A 19,363-nucleotide genomic window follows, 5' to 3' on the forward strand; every position below is an offset into this window, starting at 1 on the left:
CACGCATGCCCGGAGACGAAGCTTCCCCGCAAAGCCCGCGATCCCCGCGATCCCCACAGGTCCCGGACTCCCCGCAGCCCCCATCGGACCGGCAGCCACCGTCGGACCGGCAGCCACCGTCGGACCGGCAGTCCGCTCTGGCCCGCGCCGAGCGGTTCATGTGGCTCACGGCCCGTGTGCTGGAACAGCGGCGGTTCGCGTTCCACTTCCTCGGCGGGGAGGCCGACCCGGTGGACACGGCGCTCGGTTCCTACCTCAACCCCGACGGCGGCTACGGCCACGCCCTCGATCCGGATCTTCGCGGCCCGCTGAGCCAGCCCCTGCACACCGCGCACGCGCTGCGGGTGCTGGACAGCCTGGGCCGCTGTGCGGGCCAGCGCATCGAGCGGCTCTGCCGCCACCTGACGGGGGTCTCCACTGCGGAGGGCGCGCTTCCGGTGGTGTTCCCGGCCCCGCACGACTACCCCGCGGCGCCGTACCACCCGATGCACGACGACCCGCCGGGCGAGCTGCTGACCACCGGCCCGGTCGTCGGCCTGCTGCACCGCAACCGCGTCTGGCACGCCTGGCTCTTCCGGGCCACGGACTTCTGCTGGGACCGGGTGGAGCACCTGCACCGCACGCATCCGTACGAGGTCCAGAGCGCCGTTGCCTTCCTCGACGGCGTCCCTGACCGGGCGCGCGCGGCGACGGCCGCGGACCGGCTGGGACGGCTCGTGCGCGAACAGCGGCTCGTCGTACTCGATCCGCGCCGACGGGCGGAGTTCCCGCCGGCCGCGGGCTACGCACCGGGCGAGCAGCTGTTCCCGCACGACTTCGCGCGGCGGCCCGAGTCGCTGGCCCGCGGCTGGTTCACGGACGAGGAGATGCGCCGCTCGCTGGACTTCCTGGCCGCCGCGCAGCAGCAGGACGGCGGCTGGCCGGTCCGCCGCGAGGCCTGGGCGCCGGGGAGCTCCCTGGAGCGGCGGCCGATCGCGACGCTGGAGGCGCTGCTGACCCTGCGGGCGTACGGGCGCCTCCCGGCGCAGGTCAGCCGCCCAGGGCCCGTACCCCCGCGGTGACGACGACGGCGGCCGCGACCACGACCAGGAACGGGGCCCGCAGGAGCAGCGCGAGCCCGGCGGCGGCCAGCCCGGCGGCGCGGGCGTCGACGACGAGGGCGGACCCGGTGCTGAAGGTCTGCTGGGCCGTGAGCGCGGCGAGCAGCGCGACCGGCAGCAGCGCGGCCAGGCGGCGCACCAGGGGCCGCTCCAGGGCGCCGGCGGGAACGAGCAGCCCCGCGTACTTCACGGCGTAGCAGCCGACGGCGGTGAGCCCGATGGCGATCCAGACGTTCACGAGCGGCGTCCCTTCCACCACAGCACGACGGGGGCGGCCAGGGCCGCGATCAGCACGGGCACCCCGGCGGGCAGCACGGGCAGGAAGCCGAGCCCGAGGACCAGCGCGAGGGCGGCGACCGCCCGCTCGGTGGCCGTCTTCAGCATCGGCGCGAGCAAGGCCAGGAACACCGCCGGTCCGGCGGCGTCCAGCCCCCAGGCCCGGGTGTCGCCGATGGCGTCGGCACCGAGCGCGCCGAGCAGGGTGGTGAGGTTCCACAGCGCGTAGAGGGTGAGCCCGGTGACGGTGAAGCCGAGGCGGGCCGACTTGCGGTCGGGCTGGGCCAGCGCCACGGCGGTGGTCTCGTCGATCACCCAGTGCGCGGCGAGCGGCCGTACGGCGTGCGGCAGCCGGAGCAGATGTGACAGCCGCAGCCCGTAAAAGGCGTTCCGGGTGCCGAGGAAGAACGCCCCGGCGGCGGCGGTGAACGGGTTCCCGCCCGCGGCCAGCGCCCCGACCAGGGCGAACTGCGAGGCCCCGGTGAACACGAGCAGGCTCAGCACGCAGGCCTGGAGGGTGCTGACGCCGGCTCCGGCCGCGGTCACCCCGAAGGCGAATCCGGACAGGCCGACGGCGACGCCGACCCCGAGCGCGTCCCGTACGACCGCGGCCCGCGGCCGCCCGTCGGGCGCCGCTGCCTCTCGTATCTCTGGCTCTGTGACCAGCTGCTTCTCTCCCACGCCCCGAAGGTACGCGGGCCCGCCGTGCGGGTCTTGTACGTTCTTGCGCGCGACCTGGCGTCAGTCCCGCCGCCTCACCGGCTCCCCGAGCAGCGCGGTGAGCTCCGCCTCGACGGCGGCGACCAGCGGAGCCCCGAAGACGGTCAGCGTCTCCTCCCAGGGGTGCCCGAAGGTCCCGAACGCCAGATCGGGGTGGAGGTAGAGGTGGTAGTCCCCGTCCGGGTGGACCTCTCCCGGCCGGTCCGGGGCGCCGGGAGAGCCGACCCGGTGGGGATCGAAGGTGTACCCGCTGTGCTGCCGGTCGAGCCGGACCAGTCGGCCCCCGGCACGGGTATGCGCCGCCAGGGCGGGTCGCACGATCAGGTCCGGTTCGTCGGCGAGCGTGCTCTTCAGCCGCCAGGTGGCACAGGGGGCGGGTGCGGCGAAGCCGGGGACTTTCGCGATAGTCGAACTCACGCTCGAGTCGGTCCCACAGCAGGGCTTCGGCCCGCCGGCCGATCAGGCCGACCGGCCTGTCGGCGGCCCGCTTCCGGCGTTCCGACAAGGCAGCGAGGCGCCGTGGCCATCGCCGTGCGCCCGCCGGGGATCACGGGACAGCCCTCAGACGGCCCGCTCCCGCCGGTAGGCGCCCGGCGGGACGCCCACGATGCGGGTGAAGTGGCGGTTGAGGTGGGGCTGGTCGGTGAAGCCGACGGCCACGGCGGCCTCCGCCGGCGGGGTGCCCGCGTCGAGCAGCCGGCGCGCCCGCCGGACCCTGGCGTCGGTCAGCCAGGTGTGCGGCGGCATCCCGTACCGCTCCCGGAAGGCCCGCAGCAGGGCGAACGGACTCGTCCCCAGCTCCGCGGCGAGCTGCTCCAGCGACGGCGGGTCGGCGAGGCGCTCCTCCAGTACCGCCCTGGCCGCGGCCGCTTCGGCGCCGCCCGTGCCGCGGACCGTACGGGCGGGCAGCGGTTCGGCGTACCGGGTCAGCATCCGGGCGACCACCCCCCGCAGCAGGGTGTCGGCGGCCAGCGCGTTCCCGGCCTCGGCGGCCCGGTGCACCTCGGTGATCGTGCGCGAGGCCTGCGGGTCGGCGACGACGTCGGCGGTGAAGCCGGGGGTGCCGCGCAGGGTGCCGACCTCGGCGGCGACCTCGGCGATCAGCGCGCTGGAGGGGTAGAGGGTGGCGTACGCCCAGCCCTCGGGCGCCCCGGCGCGCGCCGTGTGGGGCACCTCGGGGTTGATCAGTACCACGCTGCCCGGACCGGCGCGCACGACGTGGCCGGGGAGGCCGACCTCCTCGATGCCTCCGGTGACGGCCGCGATGACGTACCCGTCGTGCGCGTGGCGCGGGAAGGTGTGGCGTACGTAGTGGGCGCGCAGCAGGTCCAGCCCGGGCAGCTGCGGGTACCGCCAGTGCCGTGCCCACTCCCGGTGGCGCTCTTCCGTCCCCATCACCCCATTCTGCGCCCCCTCGCCGACGCGTGTTTGCCCAGGTCCGGGGCGTTGTCAGTGGCGGGGTGCACGATGGGGGCATGGCAGGCGCTGCGCTCGACTCGTTCTCCCCCGCGACCCGCTCGTGGTTCACGGGGGCTTTCGTCACGCCCACGAGCGCGCAGGAGGGTGCCTGGCGGGCCATCGGGGAGGGTTCGGACGTGCTGGTGGTGGCGCCCACCGGCTCCGGGAAAACCCTTGCGGCGTTCCTCGCCGCCCTCGACCGGCTCGCCTCGACCCCGCCGCCCGCCGAGTCGAAGAAGCGCTGCCGGGTCCTGTACGTGTCGCCGCTGAAGGCGCTGGCCGTCGACGTCGAGCGCAATCTGCGCAGCCCGCTGACCGGGATCCGCCAGGAGTCCGTCCGACTGGGGCTGCCGGAGCCCGACATCCGGGTGGGGATCCGCTCCGGCGACACCCCGGCGGCGGAGCGGCGGGCGCTGGCCACGCGGCCGCCGGACATCCTGATCACCACGCCCGAGTCGCTGTTCCTGATGCTGACCTCGGCGGCGCGCGAGGCGCTGACCGGGATCGAGACGGTGATCGTGGACGAGGTCCACGCGGTCGCCGGAACCAAGCGCGGCGCGCACCTCGCCGTCTCCCTGGAGCGGCTGGACGTGCTGCTGCCGCGCCCCGCCCGCCGGATCGGGCTGTCGGCGACGGTCCGCCCGGTGGACGAGGTGGCCCGGTACCTCGCGCCCCGCGGCAAGGTGGAGATCGTCCAGCCGCCGTCCGCGAAGGAGTTCGACCTGTCGGTGGTCGTCCCGGTGCAGGACATGGGCGAGTTGGGCGGCTCCCCCGCGACGGAGGGCCGGGAGGGCGGGGACAGGCCGTCGATCTGGCCGCATGTGGAGGAGCGGATCGCGGACCTCGTGCAGGCGCACCGGTCGACGATCGTGTTCGCCAACTCCCGCCGCCTCGCCGAGCGGCTGTGCAACCGGCTCAACGAGATCGCGTACGAGCGGGCAGTCGGCGAGAAGCTGCCCGAGCACTCCTCGCCGGCCGAGGCCATGGCCCAGTCGGGTGCGGCCCTGGGCGCCCCGCCGCTGCTGGCCCGGGCGCACCACGGCTCGGTGTCCAAGGAGCAGCGGGCACTGGTGGAGGAGGAACTGAAGGCGGGCCGGCTGCCGGCGGTGGTCGCCACCTCCAGTCTGGAACTGGGCATCGACATGGGCGCGGTGGACCTGGTGGTGCAGGTGGAGTCCCCGCCCTCGGTGGCGTCCGGGCTGCAGCGGGTGGGCCGGGCCGGGCACCAGGTGGGCGCGGTCTCCACGGGGGTGGTCTTCCCCAAGTACCGGGGCGACCTGGTCCAGGCGGCCGTGGTCACCGAGCGGATGCGGACGGGGGCGATCGAGTCCCTGCGCATCCCGTCCAACCCCCTCGACGTGCTGGCGCAGCAGCTGGTCGCGATGGTCGCGATGGACACCTGGCAGCTGGACGACCTGTTGGCACTGGTGCGGCGGGCGGCGCCGTTCGCGGCGCTTCCGGAGTCGGCGTTCACGGCGGTGCTCGACATGCTGGCCGGCCGCTATCCGTCGGACGCCTTCGCCGAGCTGAGGCCGCGCGTGGTCTGGGACCGGGTGGCGGGGACGGTCACGGGCCGGCCGGGGGCCCAGCGCCTCGCGGTCACCTCCGGCGGCACCATCCCGGACCGCGGGCTGTTCGGGGTCTTCCTGGCCGGCTCGGACCCGAAGAAGGGCGGCGGGCGGGTCGGCGAGCTCGACGAGGAGATGGTCTACGAGTCGCGTGTCGGGGACGTCTTCACGCTGGGCACCACCTCGTGGCGCATCGAGGACATCACCCGCGACCGGGTCCTGGTCACGCCCGCCCCCGGGGTGCCGGGCCGGCTGCCGTTCTGGAAGGGCGACCAGCTCGGCCGCCCGCTGGAACTGGGCCGCGCGGTCGGCGCGTTCCTGCGCGAGCTCGGCGCCCTCTCCGCGGAGGACGCCCGACTGCGGCTGGTGGCGGCCGGCCTGGACGCCTGGGCCGCGGAGAACGTGCTGGCGTACCTCGCCGAGCAGCGCGAGGCCTGCGGCCATGTCCCGGACGACCGGACGATCGTGGTGGAGCGGTTCCGCGACGAGCTGGGCGACTGGCGGGTCGTGGTCCATTCGCCGTTCGGTGCGCAGGTGCACGCCCCGTGGGCGCTGGCGCTGAGCTCCCGCCTCGCCGAGAAGTACGGCATGGACGCCCAGGTGATGCACGCCGACGACGGCATCGTGCTCCGCCTCCCGGACGCGGACCTGCTGTCCATGGACCTCCTGGACCACGATCCCTCGGGCCCGCCCGCCTTCGAGTTCGACGACGAGCAGGCGCCGCTGGGCGCGGCCGACGTGGCCTTCGACCACGGTGACGTCAACCAGATCGTCACCGACCAGGTGGGCGGCTCCGCGCTGTTCGCATCCCGCTTCCGCGAGTGCGCAGCCCGCGCCCTGCTGCTGCCGCGCCGCAGTCCGGGCCGCCGGACCCCGCTGTGGCAGCAGCGCCAGCGCGCCTCGCAACTGCTCCAGGTGGCGTCGGAGTTCGGCTCCTTCCCGATCGTGCTCGAAGCCGTACGCGAATGCCTCCAGGACGTCTTCGACGTGCCCGGCCTGACCGAGCTGATGGGTGACATCGAGGCGCGCCGGGTCCGGCTGGTCGAGGTGACCACCCCGGAGCCGTCCCCCTTCGCCCGTTCCCTCCTCTTCGGGTACGTCGCCCAGTTCCTCTACGAAGGCGACTCCCCGCTGGCCGAGCGCAGGGCGGCAGCACTGTCGCTGGACTCGCGGCTGCTGGCCGAGCTGCTCGGCCAGGCGGAGCTGCGCGAACTCCTCGACGCGCAGGTGCTGGAGGAGCTGGAGCGGGAGCTCCAGTGGCTCACCGAGGACCGGCGGGCCAAGGACGCCGAGTCGGTGGCCGACCTCCTGCGGCTGCTGGGCCCGCTGACGCAGGACCAGCTGGCGGCTCGCGGGGCGGATCCGGCCTGGGCGCAGGAGCTCGCCGCCGCCCGCCGCGCCATCCGGGTCCGGATCGCCGGCGCGGACCACTGGGCGGCGATCGAGGACGCGGGCCGGCTGCGGGACGCGTTGGGCACCGCCCTGCCCGTCGGTGTCCCGGAGGCGTTCACCGAGCCGGTCAAGGACCCCCTCGGAGACCTGCTGGCCCGGTACGCCCGCACCCACGGGCCGTTCACGACGGCTGCCGTGGCCGCCGCCTTCGGCCTGGGTACGGCGGTGACGGAGGGGGCCCTGAACCGTCTCGCGGCGGCGGGGCGCGTGGTGCAGGGCGAGTTCCACCCGGCGGGCATCGGCCAGGAGTGGTGCGACGCGACCGTGCTGCGCAGGCTCCGCCGCCGCTCGCTCGCCGCGCTCCGCCAGGAGCTGGAACCGGTCCCGCCGACGTCTCTGGCCACCTTCCTGCCCCGGTGGCAGCACCTGGGCGGAGCCCTGCGCGGTCTCGACGGCCTGGCCCGGGCGGTCGAGCAGCTCCAGGGCGCGCCGGTGCCGGCCTCCGCGCTGGAGCGGCTGATCCTGCCGTCCCGGGTGGCCGGCTACGCCCCCGGCCTGCTGGACGAGCTGACGACCACCGGTGAGGTGGTCTGGGCGGGGGCCGGAGCCCTCCCGGGCAAGGACGGCTGGGTGTCGCTCTACCTGGCGGACGCCGCCCCGCTGCTTCTGCCGCCGCCGCACCCCCTGGAGCCGAGCCCCCTCCAGCAGGCGGTGCTGACGGCGCTCTCCGGCGGGTACGGCCTGTTCTTCCGGCAGATCGCGCAGGCGGTGCGCGCCGACATCCCCGAGGTGTCGGACCTCGCCCTGTCCGAGGCGGTGTGGGATCTGGCCTGGTCGGGCCGGCTCACCAACGACACCCTCGCCCCGCTGCGCTCACTGCTCGGCTCGGGCCGCACGGCGGGTTCCACGGCCCACCGGGCCCGCCGCACCGTCCCGCGCGGCCGGTACGGCACGCTGAGCGCGGCCGCGTCGCGCACGGGCCCGCCCACGGTCTCCGGTCGCTGGTCGCTGCTGCCGTCCCCGGCGCCCGACGCGACCCACCGCGCCCACGCCCTGGCCCGTACCCTGCTGGACCGGCACGGGGTGGTGACGCGCGGCGCGGTCGCGGCGGAGGGCGTCGAGGGGGGCTTCAGCGCGGTCTACCGCGTCCTGTCGGCCTTCGAGGACAGCGGCCAGGCCCGTCGGGGCTATGTGGTCGAGGGGCTGGGCGCTGCCCAGTTCGCGATGGACGGCGCGGTGGACCGGCTCCGGGCCGCCGAGCGGACACCGCCCCCGCTGGCGGCGGTGGTGCTGGCCGCCGCCGACCCGGCGAACGCGTACGGCGCGGCCCTTCCGTGGCCGGAGCCCCCGGCCGGTGCCACCCACAAGCCGGGCCGCAAGGCGGGCTCCCTGGTGGTCCTGGTGGACGGGGAGCTCACCCTGTACCTGGAGCGCGGCGGCAAGACGCTGCTGGCCTGGCCGGGCCCGGAGGACGCGCGCCTGACGGCGGCGGTCGGCGCCCTCGCCGCCGGCTGCCGGGCGGGAACCCTGCCGGCGCTGACGGTGGAGCGGATCAACGCCGCGGCCGCACTCACCTCGCCCCTCGGGGCTCCGCTCGAAGCGGCCGGGTTCCATGCCACACCCCGGGGGCTGCGCCTGCGGCAGTGACCAGCGCCCCCACGGCCGGGTCGGCGCGTCAGTGCGTCAGCACATCAGCGCATCACCTTCACGCCGAAGCGGGCCCCGCCGAGCGCGAACTGGATGGCGCTGTGCATGTGGGCGTACATCTCCATGCCGCGGGAGCTCACCAGCGGCCCGAGGTCGAGGACGTCCTGCCAGCCGTAGGACCGCAGCAGCTCGGCGACCTCGGCCTTCGCCTCGGCGTCCTCGCCCGCGATGAACATGGTGTGGTCGCCGCCCGCCACGGCCCGCGGGTCGACCACGGTCTCCTGCTCCTGGGTGACGCCCGCCTTGACCACCTTGGCGCGCGGCAGCGCGCGCTGGATCCGCTCCCCCAGGCTGTCGTGGTCGACCGGGTCCAGGGCGGGCATCACCCCCCACGGGGTGGGCCAGGGGTGGGCCTGCTCGGGGTTGTAGACGTAGGGGACGGCGTAGTCCATCAGGGTCTTGCCGGACAGCTGTCCGGCGATGCCGGTGAGCACGCCGACCGCGCTGGCCCCGTCGATCCCGTTGATGACGAAGTCGGCGGCCGCGGCGGCGTCGCCGAAGTTGCGCAGTTCGATGCCGGGGTAGTCGGCGAGCCACTGGCCGAAGGGTTCGACGCCCATGAAGTCCGGCTCCGTCCGGCCCAGGGTGACCTGGGAGTCGCGGGTACCGACGTACACGTCGTGCCCGAGGCTGAGAAGCTTTGCGGCGTGCGCGCGGCCGCCCGCGCCGGTTCCGAGGACTGCGATCTTCATGGTCGTGCTCCGTTCCTGATGGTGTCGTCCCCCGGAAGGAGCCTGACCACCGGGACCGGGAAAGCCCGCAGAACCCGCCGACACGGCCCCGACCGGCGGGAGCGGATCGCCGGGGTGGCCCAGGAACCGGCGCGCACCCGGGCCGGAGTGTCGCCCGGACGGGCCGTCGCGCACCCGGCCGGCGGCCCGTCCGGGCGACAATGGGGGCATGCCCGAAGGCGACAGCATCCGGCGCGCGGCGACCCGGCTGCACGCGGTCCTCGCAGGCCGTGAACTGACCCGGAGCGACCTGCGCGTGCCCCGCTTCGCCACGGCGGACCTCACCGGCCGTGTCACCCTCGACGTCACCCCGCGCGGCAAGCACCTCCTCGCCCGTTTCGAAGGCGGCCTCACGCTGCACAGCCACCTCCGGATGGACGGCGCCTGGCACGTCTTCGCCGCCGGCGAGAAGTGGCGCGGCGGCCCCGCCCACGAGATCCGCTGCGTCCTGGGCACGGCCGGGCACACCGCCGTCGGCTACCGCCTCCCCGTCCTGGAGCTGATCCGCACGGCCGAGGAGGACCGCGCCGTGGGGCATCTCGGCCCCGACCTCCTCGGGCCGGACTGGGATCCCGCCCGCGCCGCCGCCAACCTCCTCGCCGCCCCGCAGCGGCCCCTCGGCGAGGCCCTGCTCGACCAGCGCAACCTCGCCGGGATCGGCAATATCTACAAGGCCGAGCTCTGCTTCCTGGCCCAGGTGACCCCGTGGACTCCGGTCGGCGAGCTCCCCGAGGCCAACCTGCCGCGGCTCGCCGCCGCCGCCCACCGCCTGCTGTCCGCGAACACCGGCGACCGGCCCGGGCACCGCAACACCACCGGTATCCACCGCCCCGGCCAGGAGCTCTTCGTCTACGGCCGTGCCCGCCGGCCCTGCCTGCGCTGCGGCACGCCCGTCCGCGAGGCCCCCCAGGACGGCCGTCCCACCTACTGGTGCCCCCGCTGCCAGCCGGGGCCCACCCCCTGACCCGCCCCTGACCCCCCGCCTCGTCCGGCCGGCGGACGCAGTGATTGACGATCCGTCAGATCCGGTCGTACCGTCCCCTCATGCCCACACCGCCCACGCCCACAGCCTCCTACGACCTCACCGGCCGCACCGCCCTGGTCACCGGAGCCGCCAGCGGCATCGGCCGCGCCACCGCAGTGCTCCTCGCCGCGGCCGGCGCCCACGTGCACTGCGCCGACCGTGACGAACAGGGACTGGCCGAGACGGCCGCCCTGGCCGCCGAAGCCGGCGGCGTCACCACCGTCCGGCCCCTCGACGTCACCGACCGGGCCTCGATCCGGGCGGCCGTGAGTGCGGCGGGCCCGCTCGACATCGCCGCCGCCATCGCCGGGATCATGCACACCAGCAGCGTCCTGGAGACAGCCGACGAAGACCTCGACCGCGTCATGGACGTCAATTTCAAGGGAGTCCTGCGCACCTGCCAGGAGGCCGCCCGCGCCATGATCGCGGCGGGCCGCCCCGGATCGATCGTCACCATGGCCTCCGGCGCCGTGGACGCCGCCCAGCCCGGCCTGCTCTGCTACAGCGCCGCCAAGGCCGCCGTCGTCCAGCTCACGAAGACCCTCGCCACCGAGACCGGCCCGCACGGCATACGGGTCAACGCGGTCGCGCCCGGCTGGATCCGCACTCCCATGACGGGCCGCCGCAGCCCGCAGGCCCGGAAGCTGACCGAGGCGGCCATGGTCCGCATGTCCCCGCTGCGCCGGGTCGGCGAGCCCCAGGACATCGCCCAGGCAGTCCTCTACCTCGCCTCGGACGCCTCGTCCTTCATGACGGGCCAGATCCTGCGTCCGAACGGTGGGGTGTCGATGCCCTGGTAGGCGTGCCCACCACCGCGGCCACTCCGTAGCCGTCACCCCCGGGATCCCCGTCGCCGCCGCCCCGGGCGCCCCGGCCGGCCCGCCGCCGGGTCCTGCGCAGAGGCGCCGGTACGCAGTGGACCGGCAGCAGACCCAGACCCCAGCCGCCCACCGCCACGGCGCCCTCCACGGCCCCGGACTCCGCGGGCGCCAGCACCAGGCGCAGCACGGCCCACCACCACAGGGCCCCCACCGTCAGCGCGAGGGCCGCCACCACGTGCGGGCGCGACACCGCGGGTATGCGCAGCGACGTCCGCACTGCCACCTCCAGGGGGCCGGGACCCGGACGGCCCCATCGTCTCGCACACCCCTCGCGCCCGCACCCAGAACGGCCGGGAGCCCCGGCCGGTGCTCCACGCACCGGCCGGGGCTCCGGCCAAGCTCAAACACGCACGTGCTCGCTCACGCGGCTACTACATTCACCGCTTCCGCAGGCGCCTTGATGGTCACCCTTTCCGGACCGGCGACCGAAGCCATCGAGACCGAATTGAGCATCGGGCGGACCGGTACGGTGACCGGTTCGCTTGCCGCGGCCGACTGTGCCAGCTCAGCGAGCGACAGTTCATCACTGACTTCGCGCATCAGCTCGGACATCCGTACGTCCAACGCGTCGCAGATCGCGGAGAGCAGCTCGGAGGATGCCTCCTTCTGCCCCCGCTCCACCTCGGAGAGATAGCCGAGCGAAACTCGGGCCGACGAGGAGACTTCGCGCAGAGTACGGCCCTGGCGCTGGCGCTGCCGACGCAGCACGTCACCCAGCAGGCGACGGAGCAGAATCATCGGTGGCTCCCTCCTCTGACCGTGTAGCCGCATCCTTCACGCCCCACCGTACCGCCTCGCGCCGCGGCCGTGCGGGGAGCGATGTCGTGTTCACTCAGGGCTGCAAACATCAAATCCCCCCGTTCTGTTCCGTATCCTGCCCCCGCGCATTCTCACGGAGTTCGTCCGCGAGAAGCTCGAGCACTGTCCGTGCACTCTCCCTACGGATTTCCGCGCGGGAGCCGTTCAACCTCAGACGGACCGTTTTCCTGGCCCCCGGACCGTCCACGGCGACGAAAACCGTGCCCACCGGCTGCCCGTCCTGCGGGTCGGGGCCGGCCACCCCGGTCGTCGCGATCCCCCACGACGCGCCCATCACCCGCCGCACACCGGCCGCCATCTCAGCCGCGACCTGCGCGTTCACCGCGCCTTCGGCTGCCAGCAGGTCCGCGTCCACTCCCAGGACCCGGTGCTTGATCTCCGTCGCGTACGCCGTGACCGAGCCGCGGAACGACCGAGAGGCGCCGGCCACGGCCGTGAACTCCGCAGCGACCATGCCGCCGGTCAGGGATTCCGCAACGGCGACCGTCTGGTCACTCTCCGCGAGGAGCTGGAGCGCATACGCGGCGGGCGCGCGCCCCCCGCTCGCTCCGGAGCGCCCCTGCGCCACCGGAGACTCCCCCGCCTCACTGGTCACCGCGCGGCCCGCTCCGCGGCGAGACCCTGGCGCCGGAGCACGATCGCCTGGCGGATGTAGTCCAAACCGGTGACGACGGTCAGCACGACCGCGACGGCCATCACCCAGAAGCGCATCGTCGCCAGCGCACCGGTCAGCGCGAGGACGTACATGCCCACGGCCGTGCCCTGGGCCAGTGTCTTCAGCTTGCCGCCGCGGCTGGCCGGGATCACGCCGTACCGGATGACCCAGAAGCGCAGCAGCGTGATCCCGAGCTCCCGTCCGAGGATCACCCCGGTCACCCACCACGGGAGGTCGCCCAGCCAGGAGAGGCAGATCAGCGCCGACCCCATGATCGCCTTGTCGGCGATGGGGTCGGCGATCTTGCCGAAGTCCGTGACCAGGTTGTACGTCCGGGCCAGGTGCCCGTCAAAGATGTCCGTGATCATGGCGACGGCGAACGCCGCCCAGGCCCAGGCCCGCCAGGCCGGGTCGTAGCCGCCGTCGGCGAGGAGCAGCAGGACGAATCCCGGCACCAGCACGAGCCGGATCATCGTCAGGATGTTGGCGATGTTCCACAGGCTGGCCTGATTGACCGCCGCGGCCCCCAGCTTCGCGCCGGGTACGGGCCGGCGGCCGGTCCCGCCCGCCGCAGATGCCGGGACACCGGTCATCCGGCCGCCTCCTCGAAGTCCAGGTCCAGGGGCTCCGCCACCAGGTCCACTCCCAGGGTGCCGACGACCTTCGCCGTGACGATACGCCCCGGGACCAGGCCCGTGCCGTCGGTGAAGACGACCTGGCCGTCGGTTTCGGGGGCCTGGTGCGCGGCGCGCCCGTAGGCGCCCTCGCCGTCCTCGGCCTCGTCGAACGGGACGACCGTCTCCACCAGCACTTCCAGGGTCTCCCCGATCCGCTCTTCCGCACGCTGGGCGGTGAGCTCCTCGGCGAGCCGCTGCATGTGCGCCAGGCGCTCGGCGATCGTGTCCTCGTCCAGCTTGTTCTCGTAGGTGACGGCCTCGGTGCCGTCCTCGTCGGAGTAGCCGAAGACGCCGATCGCGTCGAGGCGGGCGTGGGTGAGGAAACGCTCCAGCTCGGCGAAGTCGGCTTCCGTCTCGCCGGGGAAGCCGACGATGAAGTTGGAGCGGACACCGGCCTGCGGGGCCTTGGAGCGGATGGTGTCCAGCAGCTCCAGGAAGCGGTCGGTGTCACCGAAGCGGCGCATGGCGCGCAGCACGTCGGGGGCGGAGTGCTGGAAGGACAGGTCGAAGTACGGAACGACCTTGGGGGTCGAGGTCAGCACGTCGATCAGGCCCGGGCGCATCTCGGCGGGCTGGAGGTAGCTGACCCGGACGCGCTCGATGCCGTCGACGGCGGCGAGCTCGGGCAGCAGGGTCTCCAGCAGGCGGATGTCGCCGAGGTCCTTGCCGTACGAGGTGTTGTTCTCGGAGACCAGCATGATCTCCTTGACGCCCTGCTCGGCGAGCCAGCGGGTCTCGCCCAGCACGTCGGCGGGGCGGCGGGAGATGAAGGACCCGCGGAAGGACGGGATGGCGCAGAAGGAGCAGCGCCGGTCGCAGCCGGAGGCCAGCTTGACCGAGGCCACCGGGCTCTTGTCCAGGCGACGGCGCAGCGGGGCGCGCGGGCCGGAGGCGGGCGCGACACCTTCGGGCAGGTCTGCGGGGGCCTCTGCGGGCTCCTCGGCGGGCGCCTGGGCGTGCCCGGGGAGGGCGACGTCGGCGGCCTGGCGCGCTGCGGGGCTGATCGGCAGCAGCTGGCGGCGGTCGCGCGGGGTGTGGGCTTCGACACTGCCGCCGCTCAGGATGAGCTGGAGGCGGTTGGAGATGTCGGCGTAGTCGTCGAACCCGAGGACCCCGTCGGCCTCGGGAAGGGCCTCGGCGAGCTCCTTGCCGTAGCGCTCGGCCATGCAGCCGACGGCGACGACGGCCTGGGTCCTGCCGTGATCCTTGAGATCGTTGGCTTCCAGCAGGGCGTCTACGGAGTCCTTCTTGGCGGCTTCGACGAAGCCGCAGGTGTTGACGACGGCTACGTCCGCATCGGCGGCGTCCTCGACGAGCTCCCAGCCATCCGCCGCCAAGCGGCCTGCGAGCTCCTCCGAGTCCACCTCGTTACGGGCGCAGCCAAGAGTGACAAGGGCGACGGTACGGCGTTCGGGCATGGACTCAAGACTACTTCGTCCCGGCGCGGGTCCCAGCCGCACGTCCCCGCACACCAAGATCCCCGGGGTGCGCAGCACCCCGGGGATCTTGGTTCACGCCTTCCGCCCTGGGGCGGCCCCTCGGGTCAGCCCGCCTGCGGCTGGCCCTGGGAGGGGTCCTCCTTGGTGTATGTGAGACGTTCCACCTGACCCGGCTGGAAGTCGTCCTTGATCTCCTTGCCGTTCACGAAGAGCTTCACGACCCCGGCGTCGCCGAGTACGAGGTCGACGGACTCCTTGTCCGTGAAGGTCTTCGACTCGCCCTGGGCGAGGGTTCCGTCGAAGAGGAGCCGGCCCGTGGAGTCCTTCGCGGAGATCCAGCTCTCGCCGGTGTCGGCCGTCAGGACGACGGTGACGAGATCCTTGGGGGCGGCGGCGATGGCGCTGTCGGAGGGCTCCGGCTTTGCGGCCGGCGGAACCTGCGAGGGCTGCGCGGCCGGCTTGCCGCCGGACTGCTTGGGTGCGGGCTTGGGGGAGGCGGATCCCTCCGCCACCGGGCGCTTTTCCTTCTCGGCGTCGCCGCTGAAGGCGGTGAAGCCCACGAAGCCGATCACGGCGACGATGGCGGCGACCATGGCCGCGGTCCAGTTGGGCCGCTGCCGCTCGGGGCGGATCCGCTCGGCGTCGAACATCGGCGCGGCGGGGGTGGGTGCCGGCCGGCCGCCGTGGGCCGCGTCGTAGCTCTCGACCAGGGGTGCCGGGTCGAGGTGCACGGCGCGGGCGAGCGTACGGATGTGACCGCGGGCGTAGACGTCGCCGCCGCACCGCGTGAAGTCGTCCTCCTCGATCGCGTGCACGATCGGGATGCGCACGCGGGTGATGGAACTGACCTCGTCGACTGTGAGCCCGGCGGCGATCCGGGCCTTCTTGAGGGCCGTCCCGATGGACGGCTCTTCGACGGAGCGTTCGACGAGACGGTCCTCGGACCGGTCGTCGGTCGAAGGCCGCTCTTCTTCGGGGGAGTTGGAGTTGCCGATGGACACAAGGGCGCCTTTCGAGCGTGTAGCCACCTGCTGGAGGTCCAGTCTAGGGGGGTGACGAAAGGGTGGAGCAACCGGAGGGTGCCCTTCCTACGCCATACGAATGGCGACGGGAGGTCCCCTTCGGCGTGGCGGCCCGACGCCGTACGCGAGTCGTGCGCGGCGCCGCCCCTCCGTTCAACTTGACGCGGCCCCAAGGGAAACGGTTGCCCGCGATTTCACTACGAATGCGTCTCGCCGCGGATGACCGCGAGTACCCCGTCCAGCTCGTCGGCCTTCAGCAGGACGTCGCGCGCCTTCGAACCCTCGCTCGGGCCCACGATGCCCCGCGACTCCATGAGGTCCATGAGCCGGCCGGCCTTCGCGAAGCCCACCCGCAGCTTGCGCTGGAGCATCGAGGTGGAGCCGAACTGGGTGGTGACGACGAGTTCCGCCGCCTGGCACAGCAGGTCCAGGTCGTCGCCGATGTCCTCGTCGATCTCCTTCTTCTGCTTCTGCCCCACGGTGACGTCGTCCCGGAAGACCGGCGCCATCTGGTCCTTGCAGTGCTGGACGATCCCGGCGATCTCGTCCTCGGTGACGAAGGCGCCCTGGAGGCGGACGGGCTTGTTCGCGCCCATCGGCAGGAACAGCCCGTCACCCTTGCCGATGAGCTTCTCGGCGCCGGGCTGGTCGAGGATGACCCGGCTGTCGGCGAGGGAGGACGTGGCGAAGGCGAGACGCGAGGGCACGTTCGCCTTGATCAGTCCGGTGACCACGTCCACCGAGGGCCGCTGGGTGGCGAGCACCAGGTGGATGCCGGCGGCGCGGGCCAGCTGGGTGATGCGGACGATCGAGTCCTCGACGTCGCGCGGGGCCACCATCATCAGGTCGGCCAGCTCGTCGACGATCACCAGCAGGTACGGGTAGGGGCTGAGCTCCCGCTCGCTGCCCGGCGGGAGTTTGATCTTCCCGTCCCGGATGGCCCGGTTGAAGTCGTCGATGTGGCGGTATCCGAAGGCGGCCAGGTCGTCGTAGCGCAGGTCCATCTCGCGCACGACCCACTGGAGCGCCTCGGCGGCCCGCTTGGGGTTGGTGATGATCGGCGTGATCAGGTGCGGGATGCCCTCGTACGCAGTCAGCTCGACCCGCTTGGGGTCGACGAGGACCATCCGGACGTCCTCCGGGGTGGCCCGGACCATGATCGAGGTGATCAGGCAGTTGATGCAGGAGGACTTGCCGGAGCCGGTGGCTCCGGCGACGAGCACGTGCGGCATCTTGGCGAGATTCGCCATGACGTAGCCGCCCTCGACGTCCTTGCCGAGCGCGACCAGCATCGGGTGGTCGTCCTCGGCCGCGTCCGCGAGGCGCAGGACGTCGCCCAGGTTGACCATCTCGCGGTCGGTGTTGGGGATCTCGATGCCGACAGCGGACTTGCCCGGGATCGGGCTGATGATCCGGACGTCAGGGCTGGCCACGGCGTAGGCGATGTTCTTGGTCAGGGCCGTGATCCGCTCGACCTTGACGGCCGCGCCGAGTGTGACCTCGTAGCGGGTGACCGTCGGTCCCCGGGTGAATCCGGTGACGTCGGCGTCCACCTTGAACTCGGTGAACACGTTGCGCAGGGATGCGACCACGGCGTCGTTGGCGGCGCTGCGGGTCTTGCCGGGCCCGCCCTTCTCCAGCAGCTCCAGCGAGGGCAGGGAGTACGTGATGTCCCCGCGCAGCTGGAGCTGCTCCGCGCGCGGCGGCAGCGGCTGGGCCTCAGGTGGGGCCTTGGTCAGGTCGGGCACCGCCAGCGTCCCGGAGGCCGCGGCGGTGGTGGCGTGCGGCTGCTCGGCGGGCTCCGGGCCGGCCGCGGGCGCGGCGACCGCGGGCGCGGCGGACCGCCCGCCGCGGGCGGTCGGCACCGGAGTGGTGGCCTCCCTGCCCTCCCGCTCGGCGGCGATCCCCTGCGTGAGGTCGGCGACGAGCGGGGACGGCGGCATTCCGCCGTAGACGGCCCCGTCCAGCGCGGCGGCGGCCGCCGCGGCCACGTCGACGGCGTCCATCTCCCGGTCGACCGCCGGCAGGGCGGCGGTCCGGCGCGGCCGGCGCCGCCGGGCGAGGGCCGCTTCCTCGGCGGCGTCCGCAGGGTCGCCGGGGCCTGCGCCGGCCCCCGAGCGGGCCCTCCACTGCTCCGGGTCGTGCCGGACGGCGGGGCCGACCTCGGGCTCTCCGTATCCCTCGTCGTACTCGTTGGGGGCGATGATCCCGAGTCGGATACCGAGCCGGCGCAGCCGCTGCGGGATCGCGTTGACCGGGGTCGCGGTGACCACGAGCAGCCCGAAGATCGTCAGCAGTACCAGCATGGGCACGGCCAACGGCGCGCCCATGGTGAAGATCAGCGGCTTGGATGCGCCCCAGCCGATGAGCCCGCCGGCGTTCTGCATGGCGGTGGTGCCCTCGTCGCGGCCGGGCGCTCCGCAGGCGATGTGGACCAGGCCGAGGACGCCGATGACCAGGGCGGACAGCCCGATGCCGATACGTCCGTTGGCGTCGGCCTGTTCGGGGTGGCGGATGAAACGTACCGCCATGACGCCGAGCAGTATCGGCACCAGCAGGTCCAGGCGTCCGAAGAGACCGGTGATCAGCATGGTCACCAGGTCCCCGACCGGACCGCTCAGATTCGACCAGGTACCGGCCGCGACGATCAGCGCGAGAGCCAGGAGCAGCAGCGCGACGCCGTCCTTGCGATGGGCGGGGTCGAGGTTCCTGGCCCCCTGGCCGATACCCCGGAAGACCGCGCCGACCGCGTGCGCGCAACCCAGCCACAGGGCCCGCACCAGTCGCAGCACCCCGCTCGTCGGGGACGGCACGGGCTTGGCCGCCGCCTTCTTCGCCGGGGCGCGCTTGGCGGCCGCGGCCTTCTTCGCCGGGGGCTTGCGTGCAGGGGCCGCCTTCTTGGCGGGCGCCGCCGTACGGCCGGTGCGGCCCTTCGCGGTGCCCGCAGCGCTCGGGGAACCCTTGCCGGACGTACTTGAGGCCATGGGCCCGAGGTTACCGGTGCGCGCGCCGGTGGACACGCGTGCCCACCCCTTCACCCGTTCGTGTCGTCGCCGGGGCAGGTACTTTGACGCTCCGCCAAGCCGGACGTCGGCGAGGTCAGTTCTGTGAGGGCAGCGCCGGAGCGCCTCCGGCGCTCCCGGGCTCCAGCGCGTCGAGTGCCCGCCGCAGTCCGGTGAGTTTGCGTTCCAGATGCGCCGCGGTCGCCACGACCCCGGCATCGGCGGCATCCTCGCCGAGCTGCTTGGTCAGCGCCTCGGCCTGCTCCTCGACCGCCGCGAGCCGCGCGGAGAGCTCGGCCAGCAGGCCCGCCGTCTCCTTGCCGGCGTCCACGCCGTTGGAGCCGCCGCCCTCCAGCTGCAGCCTCAGCAGGGCCGCCTGCTCCCGCAGTTGGCAGTTCTTCGTGTACAGCTCCACGAAGACGGAGACCTTCGCCCGCAGCACCCACGGATCGAACGGCTTGGAGATGTAGTCGACCGCACCCGCCGCGTAACCGCGGAAGGTGTGGTGCGGACCGTGGTTGATCGCGGTGAGGAAGATGATGGGGATGTCCCGGGTCCGTTCCCGCCGCTTGATGTGCGCGGCCGTCTCGAAGCCATCCATACCGGGCATCTGGACATCCAGCAGGATGACTGCGAAATCGTCCGTGAGCAGCGCTTTGAGCGCCTCCTCCCCCGACGACGCCCGAACCAGTGTCTGATCGAGCGCGGAGAGGATGGCCTCCAACGCCAGCAGATTCTCCGGCCGGTCGTCGACCAGGAGGATCTTGGCCTTCTGCACCATGCCCTGTCCTCCTCGCCCCGGCACGGGGCCTCCCCGGCTCCTGGCACCGGCCTGTACGCCGGGCCCCGCCCCAGAGGACGACACCCGTGCGCCGTCCGTCCTTGTGCCGGT

At 73.5% G+C, this 19,363-nt stretch carries 16 protein-coding genes; 4 read left to right on the top strand and 12 right to left on the bottom strand.

Annotated features, from left to right (window positions below; all coding sequences use genetic code 11):
• Window positions 1-158 precede the first annotated feature (158 nt).
• The gene (locus tag ACZ6JS_RS28900; protein WP_469302210.1) at window positions 159-1,061 is read left to right on the top strand and encodes a hypothetical protein; all 903 of its coding nucleotides are present in this window, start codon (window positions 159-161) and stop codon (window positions 1,059-1,061) included.
• On the opposite strand, the gene ACZ6JS_RS28905 is transcribed toward ACZ6JS_RS28900, so the two are convergent.
• The 4 genes from ACZ6JS_RS28905 to ACZ6JS_RS28920 all read right to left on the bottom strand — a co-directional run bounded on the left by ACZ6JS_RS28905 (window position 1,030) and on the right by ACZ6JS_RS28920 (window position 3,491).
• Window positions 1,030-1,338, bottom strand: a complete 309-nt coding sequence (locus tag ACZ6JS_RS28905) for an AzlD domain-containing protein (RefSeq protein WP_469302211.1) — start codon at window positions 1,336-1,338, stop codon at window positions 1,030-1,032. The two genes, ACZ6JS_RS28900 and ACZ6JS_RS28905, sit on opposite strands and share 32 nt — an antisense overlap.
• Window positions 1,335-2,042 carry an AzlC family ABC transporter permease gene (locus ACZ6JS_RS28910; RefSeq protein ID WP_469302245.1) on the bottom strand — a complete coding sequence of 236 codons (708 nt, stop codon included), beginning with the start codon at window positions 2,040-2,042 and terminating at the stop codon, window positions 1,335-1,337. Before ACZ6JS_RS28910 ends, ACZ6JS_RS28905 begins: the two co-directional genes overlap by 4 nt.
• Before the next feature lie 75 nt (window positions 2,043-2,117).
• Window positions 2,118-2,513: a DUF2716 domain-containing protein gene (locus ACZ6JS_RS28915; protein ID WP_469302213.1), complete on the bottom strand. Its 396-nt coding sequence runs from the start codon at window positions 2,511-2,513 to the stop codon at window positions 2,118-2,120.
• 144 nt (window positions 2,514-2,657) lie between these two features.
• The gene (locus tag ACZ6JS_RS28920; protein WP_469302214.1) at window positions 2,658-3,491 is read right to left on the bottom strand and encodes an AraC family transcriptional regulator; all 834 of its coding nucleotides are present in this window, start codon (window positions 3,489-3,491) and stop codon (window positions 2,658-2,660) included.
• A gap of 80 nt (window positions 3,492-3,571) precedes the next feature.
• On the opposite strand from ACZ6JS_RS28920, the gene ACZ6JS_RS28925 reads away from it, so the two are divergent.
• Window positions 3,572-8,161, top strand: a complete 4,590-nt coding sequence (locus ACZ6JS_RS28925; RefSeq protein WP_469302215.1) for an ATP-dependent helicase — start codon at window positions 3,572-3,574, stop codon at window positions 8,159-8,161.
• A 44-nt stretch (window positions 8,162-8,205) separates the two neighbouring features.
• On the opposite strand, the gene ACZ6JS_RS28930 is transcribed toward ACZ6JS_RS28925, so the two are convergent.
• A complete protein-coding gene (locus tag ACZ6JS_RS28930) occupies window positions 8,206-8,913 on the bottom strand; it encodes an NADPH-dependent F420 reductase (RefSeq protein ID WP_469302216.1) in 708 nt (235 codons plus the stop codon).
• 208 nt (window positions 8,914-9,121) lie between these two features.
• On the opposite strand from ACZ6JS_RS28930, the gene ACZ6JS_RS28935 reads away from it, so the two are divergent.
• Both ACZ6JS_RS28935 and ACZ6JS_RS28940 read left to right on the top strand, forming a co-directional pair.
• The gene (locus tag ACZ6JS_RS28935; protein ID WP_469302218.1) at window positions 9,122-9,916 is read left to right on the top strand and encodes an Fpg/Nei family DNA glycosylase; all 795 of its coding nucleotides are present in this window, start codon (window positions 9,122-9,124) and stop codon (window positions 9,914-9,916) included.
• 80 nt (window positions 9,917-9,996) lie between these two features.
• Window positions 9,997-10,776 (top strand): SDR family NAD(P)-dependent oxidoreductase, encoded by a 780-nt coding sequence (locus tag ACZ6JS_RS28940; RefSeq protein ID WP_469302219.1) that lies wholly within the window; start codon window positions 9,997-9,999, stop codon window positions 10,774-10,776.
• A 441-nt stretch (window positions 10,777-11,217) separates the two neighbouring features.
• On the opposite strand, the gene ACZ6JS_RS28945 is transcribed toward ACZ6JS_RS28940, so the two are convergent.
• From ACZ6JS_RS28945 to ACZ6JS_RS28975, 7 genes are all read right to left on the bottom strand, one after another.
• A complete protein-coding gene (locus ACZ6JS_RS28945; RefSeq protein WP_030664971.1) occupies window positions 11,218-11,595 on the bottom strand; it encodes a helix-turn-helix domain-containing protein in 378 nt (125 codons plus the stop codon).
• A 109-nt stretch (window positions 11,596-11,704) separates the two neighbouring features.
• The gene (locus ACZ6JS_RS28950) at window positions 11,705-12,244 is read right to left on the bottom strand and encodes a CinA family protein (protein WP_469302247.1); all 540 of its coding nucleotides are present in this window, start codon (window positions 12,242-12,244) and stop codon (window positions 11,705-11,707) included.
• Window positions 12,245-12,267: 23 nt separating this feature from the next.
• Window positions 12,268-12,924 carry a CDP-diacylglycerol--glycerol-3-phosphate 3-phosphatidyltransferase gene (pgsA, locus tag ACZ6JS_RS28955; protein ID WP_469302221.1) on the bottom strand — a complete coding sequence of 219 codons (657 nt, stop codon included), beginning with the start codon at window positions 12,922-12,924 and terminating at the stop codon, window positions 12,268-12,270.
• Window positions 12,921-14,426 carry a 30S ribosomal protein S12 methylthiotransferase RimO gene (gene rimO, locus ACZ6JS_RS28960; protein WP_469302223.1) on the bottom strand — a complete coding sequence of 502 codons (1,506 nt, stop codon included), beginning with the start codon at window positions 14,424-14,426 and terminating at the stop codon, window positions 12,921-12,923. The genes pgsA and rimO overlap by 4 nt, the downstream gene beginning before the upstream one ends.
• A gap of 125 nt (window positions 14,427-14,551) precedes the next feature.
• The gene (locus ACZ6JS_RS28965; RefSeq protein ID WP_469302224.1) at window positions 14,552-15,448 is read right to left on the bottom strand and encodes a helix-turn-helix domain-containing protein; all 897 of its coding nucleotides are present in this window, start codon (window positions 15,446-15,448) and stop codon (window positions 14,552-14,554) included.
• 218 nt (window positions 15,449-15,666) lie between these two features.
• Complete coding sequence (locus tag ACZ6JS_RS28970; RefSeq protein WP_469302226.1) at window positions 15,667-18,453, bottom strand: FtsK/SpoIIIE family DNA translocase; 2,787 nt, start codon at window positions 18,451-18,453, stop codon at window positions 15,667-15,669.
• A 115-nt stretch (window positions 18,454-18,568) separates the two neighbouring features.
• Window positions 18,569-19,252, bottom strand: a complete 684-nt coding sequence (locus ACZ6JS_RS28975) for a response regulator (protein ID WP_030962021.1) — start codon at window positions 19,250-19,252, stop codon at window positions 18,569-18,571.
• Window positions 19,253-19,363: the final 111 nt, after the last annotated feature.

The sequence above is a fragment of the Streptomyces sp. NPDC046349 genome, assembly GCF_055587885.1.

What these genes read in the sequence shown, in the direction of transcription:
- ACZ6JS_RS28945 (WP_030664971.1), bottom strand. Translation starts at nt 11,595, where the DNA reads ATGATTCTGCTCCGTCGCCTGCTGGGTGACGTGCTGCGTCGGCAGCGC.
- ACZ6JS_RS28930 (WP_469302216.1), bottom strand. Translation starts at nt 8,913, where the DNA reads ATGAAGATCGCAGTCCTCGGAACCGGCGCGGGCGGCCGCGCGCACGCC.
- ACZ6JS_RS28900 (WP_469302210.1), top strand. Translation starts at nt 159, where the DNA reads ATGTGGCTCACGGCCCGTGTGCTGGAACAGCGGCGGTTCGCGTTCCAC.
- ACZ6JS_RS28970 (WP_469302226.1), bottom strand. Translation starts at nt 18,453, where the DNA reads ATGGCCTCAAGTACGTCCGGCAAGGGTTCCCCGAGCGCTGCGGGCACC.
- ACZ6JS_RS28940 (WP_469302219.1), top strand. Translation starts at nt 9,997, where the DNA reads ATGCCCACACCGCCCACGCCCACAGCCTCCTACGACCTCACCGGCCGC.
- pgsA (WP_469302221.1), bottom strand. Translation starts at nt 12,924, where the DNA reads ATGACCGGTGTCCCGGCATCTGCGGCGGGCGGGACCGGCCGCCGGCCC.
- ACZ6JS_RS28925 (WP_469302215.1), top strand. Translation starts at nt 3,572, where the DNA reads ATGGCAGGCGCTGCGCTCGACTCGTTCTCCCCCGCGACCCGCTCGTGG.
- ACZ6JS_RS28935 (WP_469302218.1), top strand. Translation starts at nt 9,122, where the DNA reads ATGCCCGAAGGCGACAGCATCCGGCGCGCGGCGACCCGGCTGCACGCG.
- rimO (WP_469302223.1), bottom strand. Translation starts at nt 14,426, where the DNA reads ATGCCCGAACGCCGTACCGTCGCCCTTGTCACTCTTGGCTGCGCCCGT.
- ACZ6JS_RS28975 (WP_030962021.1), bottom strand. Translation starts at nt 19,252, where the DNA reads ATGGTGCAGAAGGCCAAGATCCTCCTGGTCGACGACCGGCCGGAGAAT.
- ACZ6JS_RS28920 (WP_469302214.1), bottom strand. Translation starts at nt 3,491, where the DNA reads ATGGGGACGGAAGAGCGCCACCGGGAGTGGGCACGGCACTGGCGGTAC.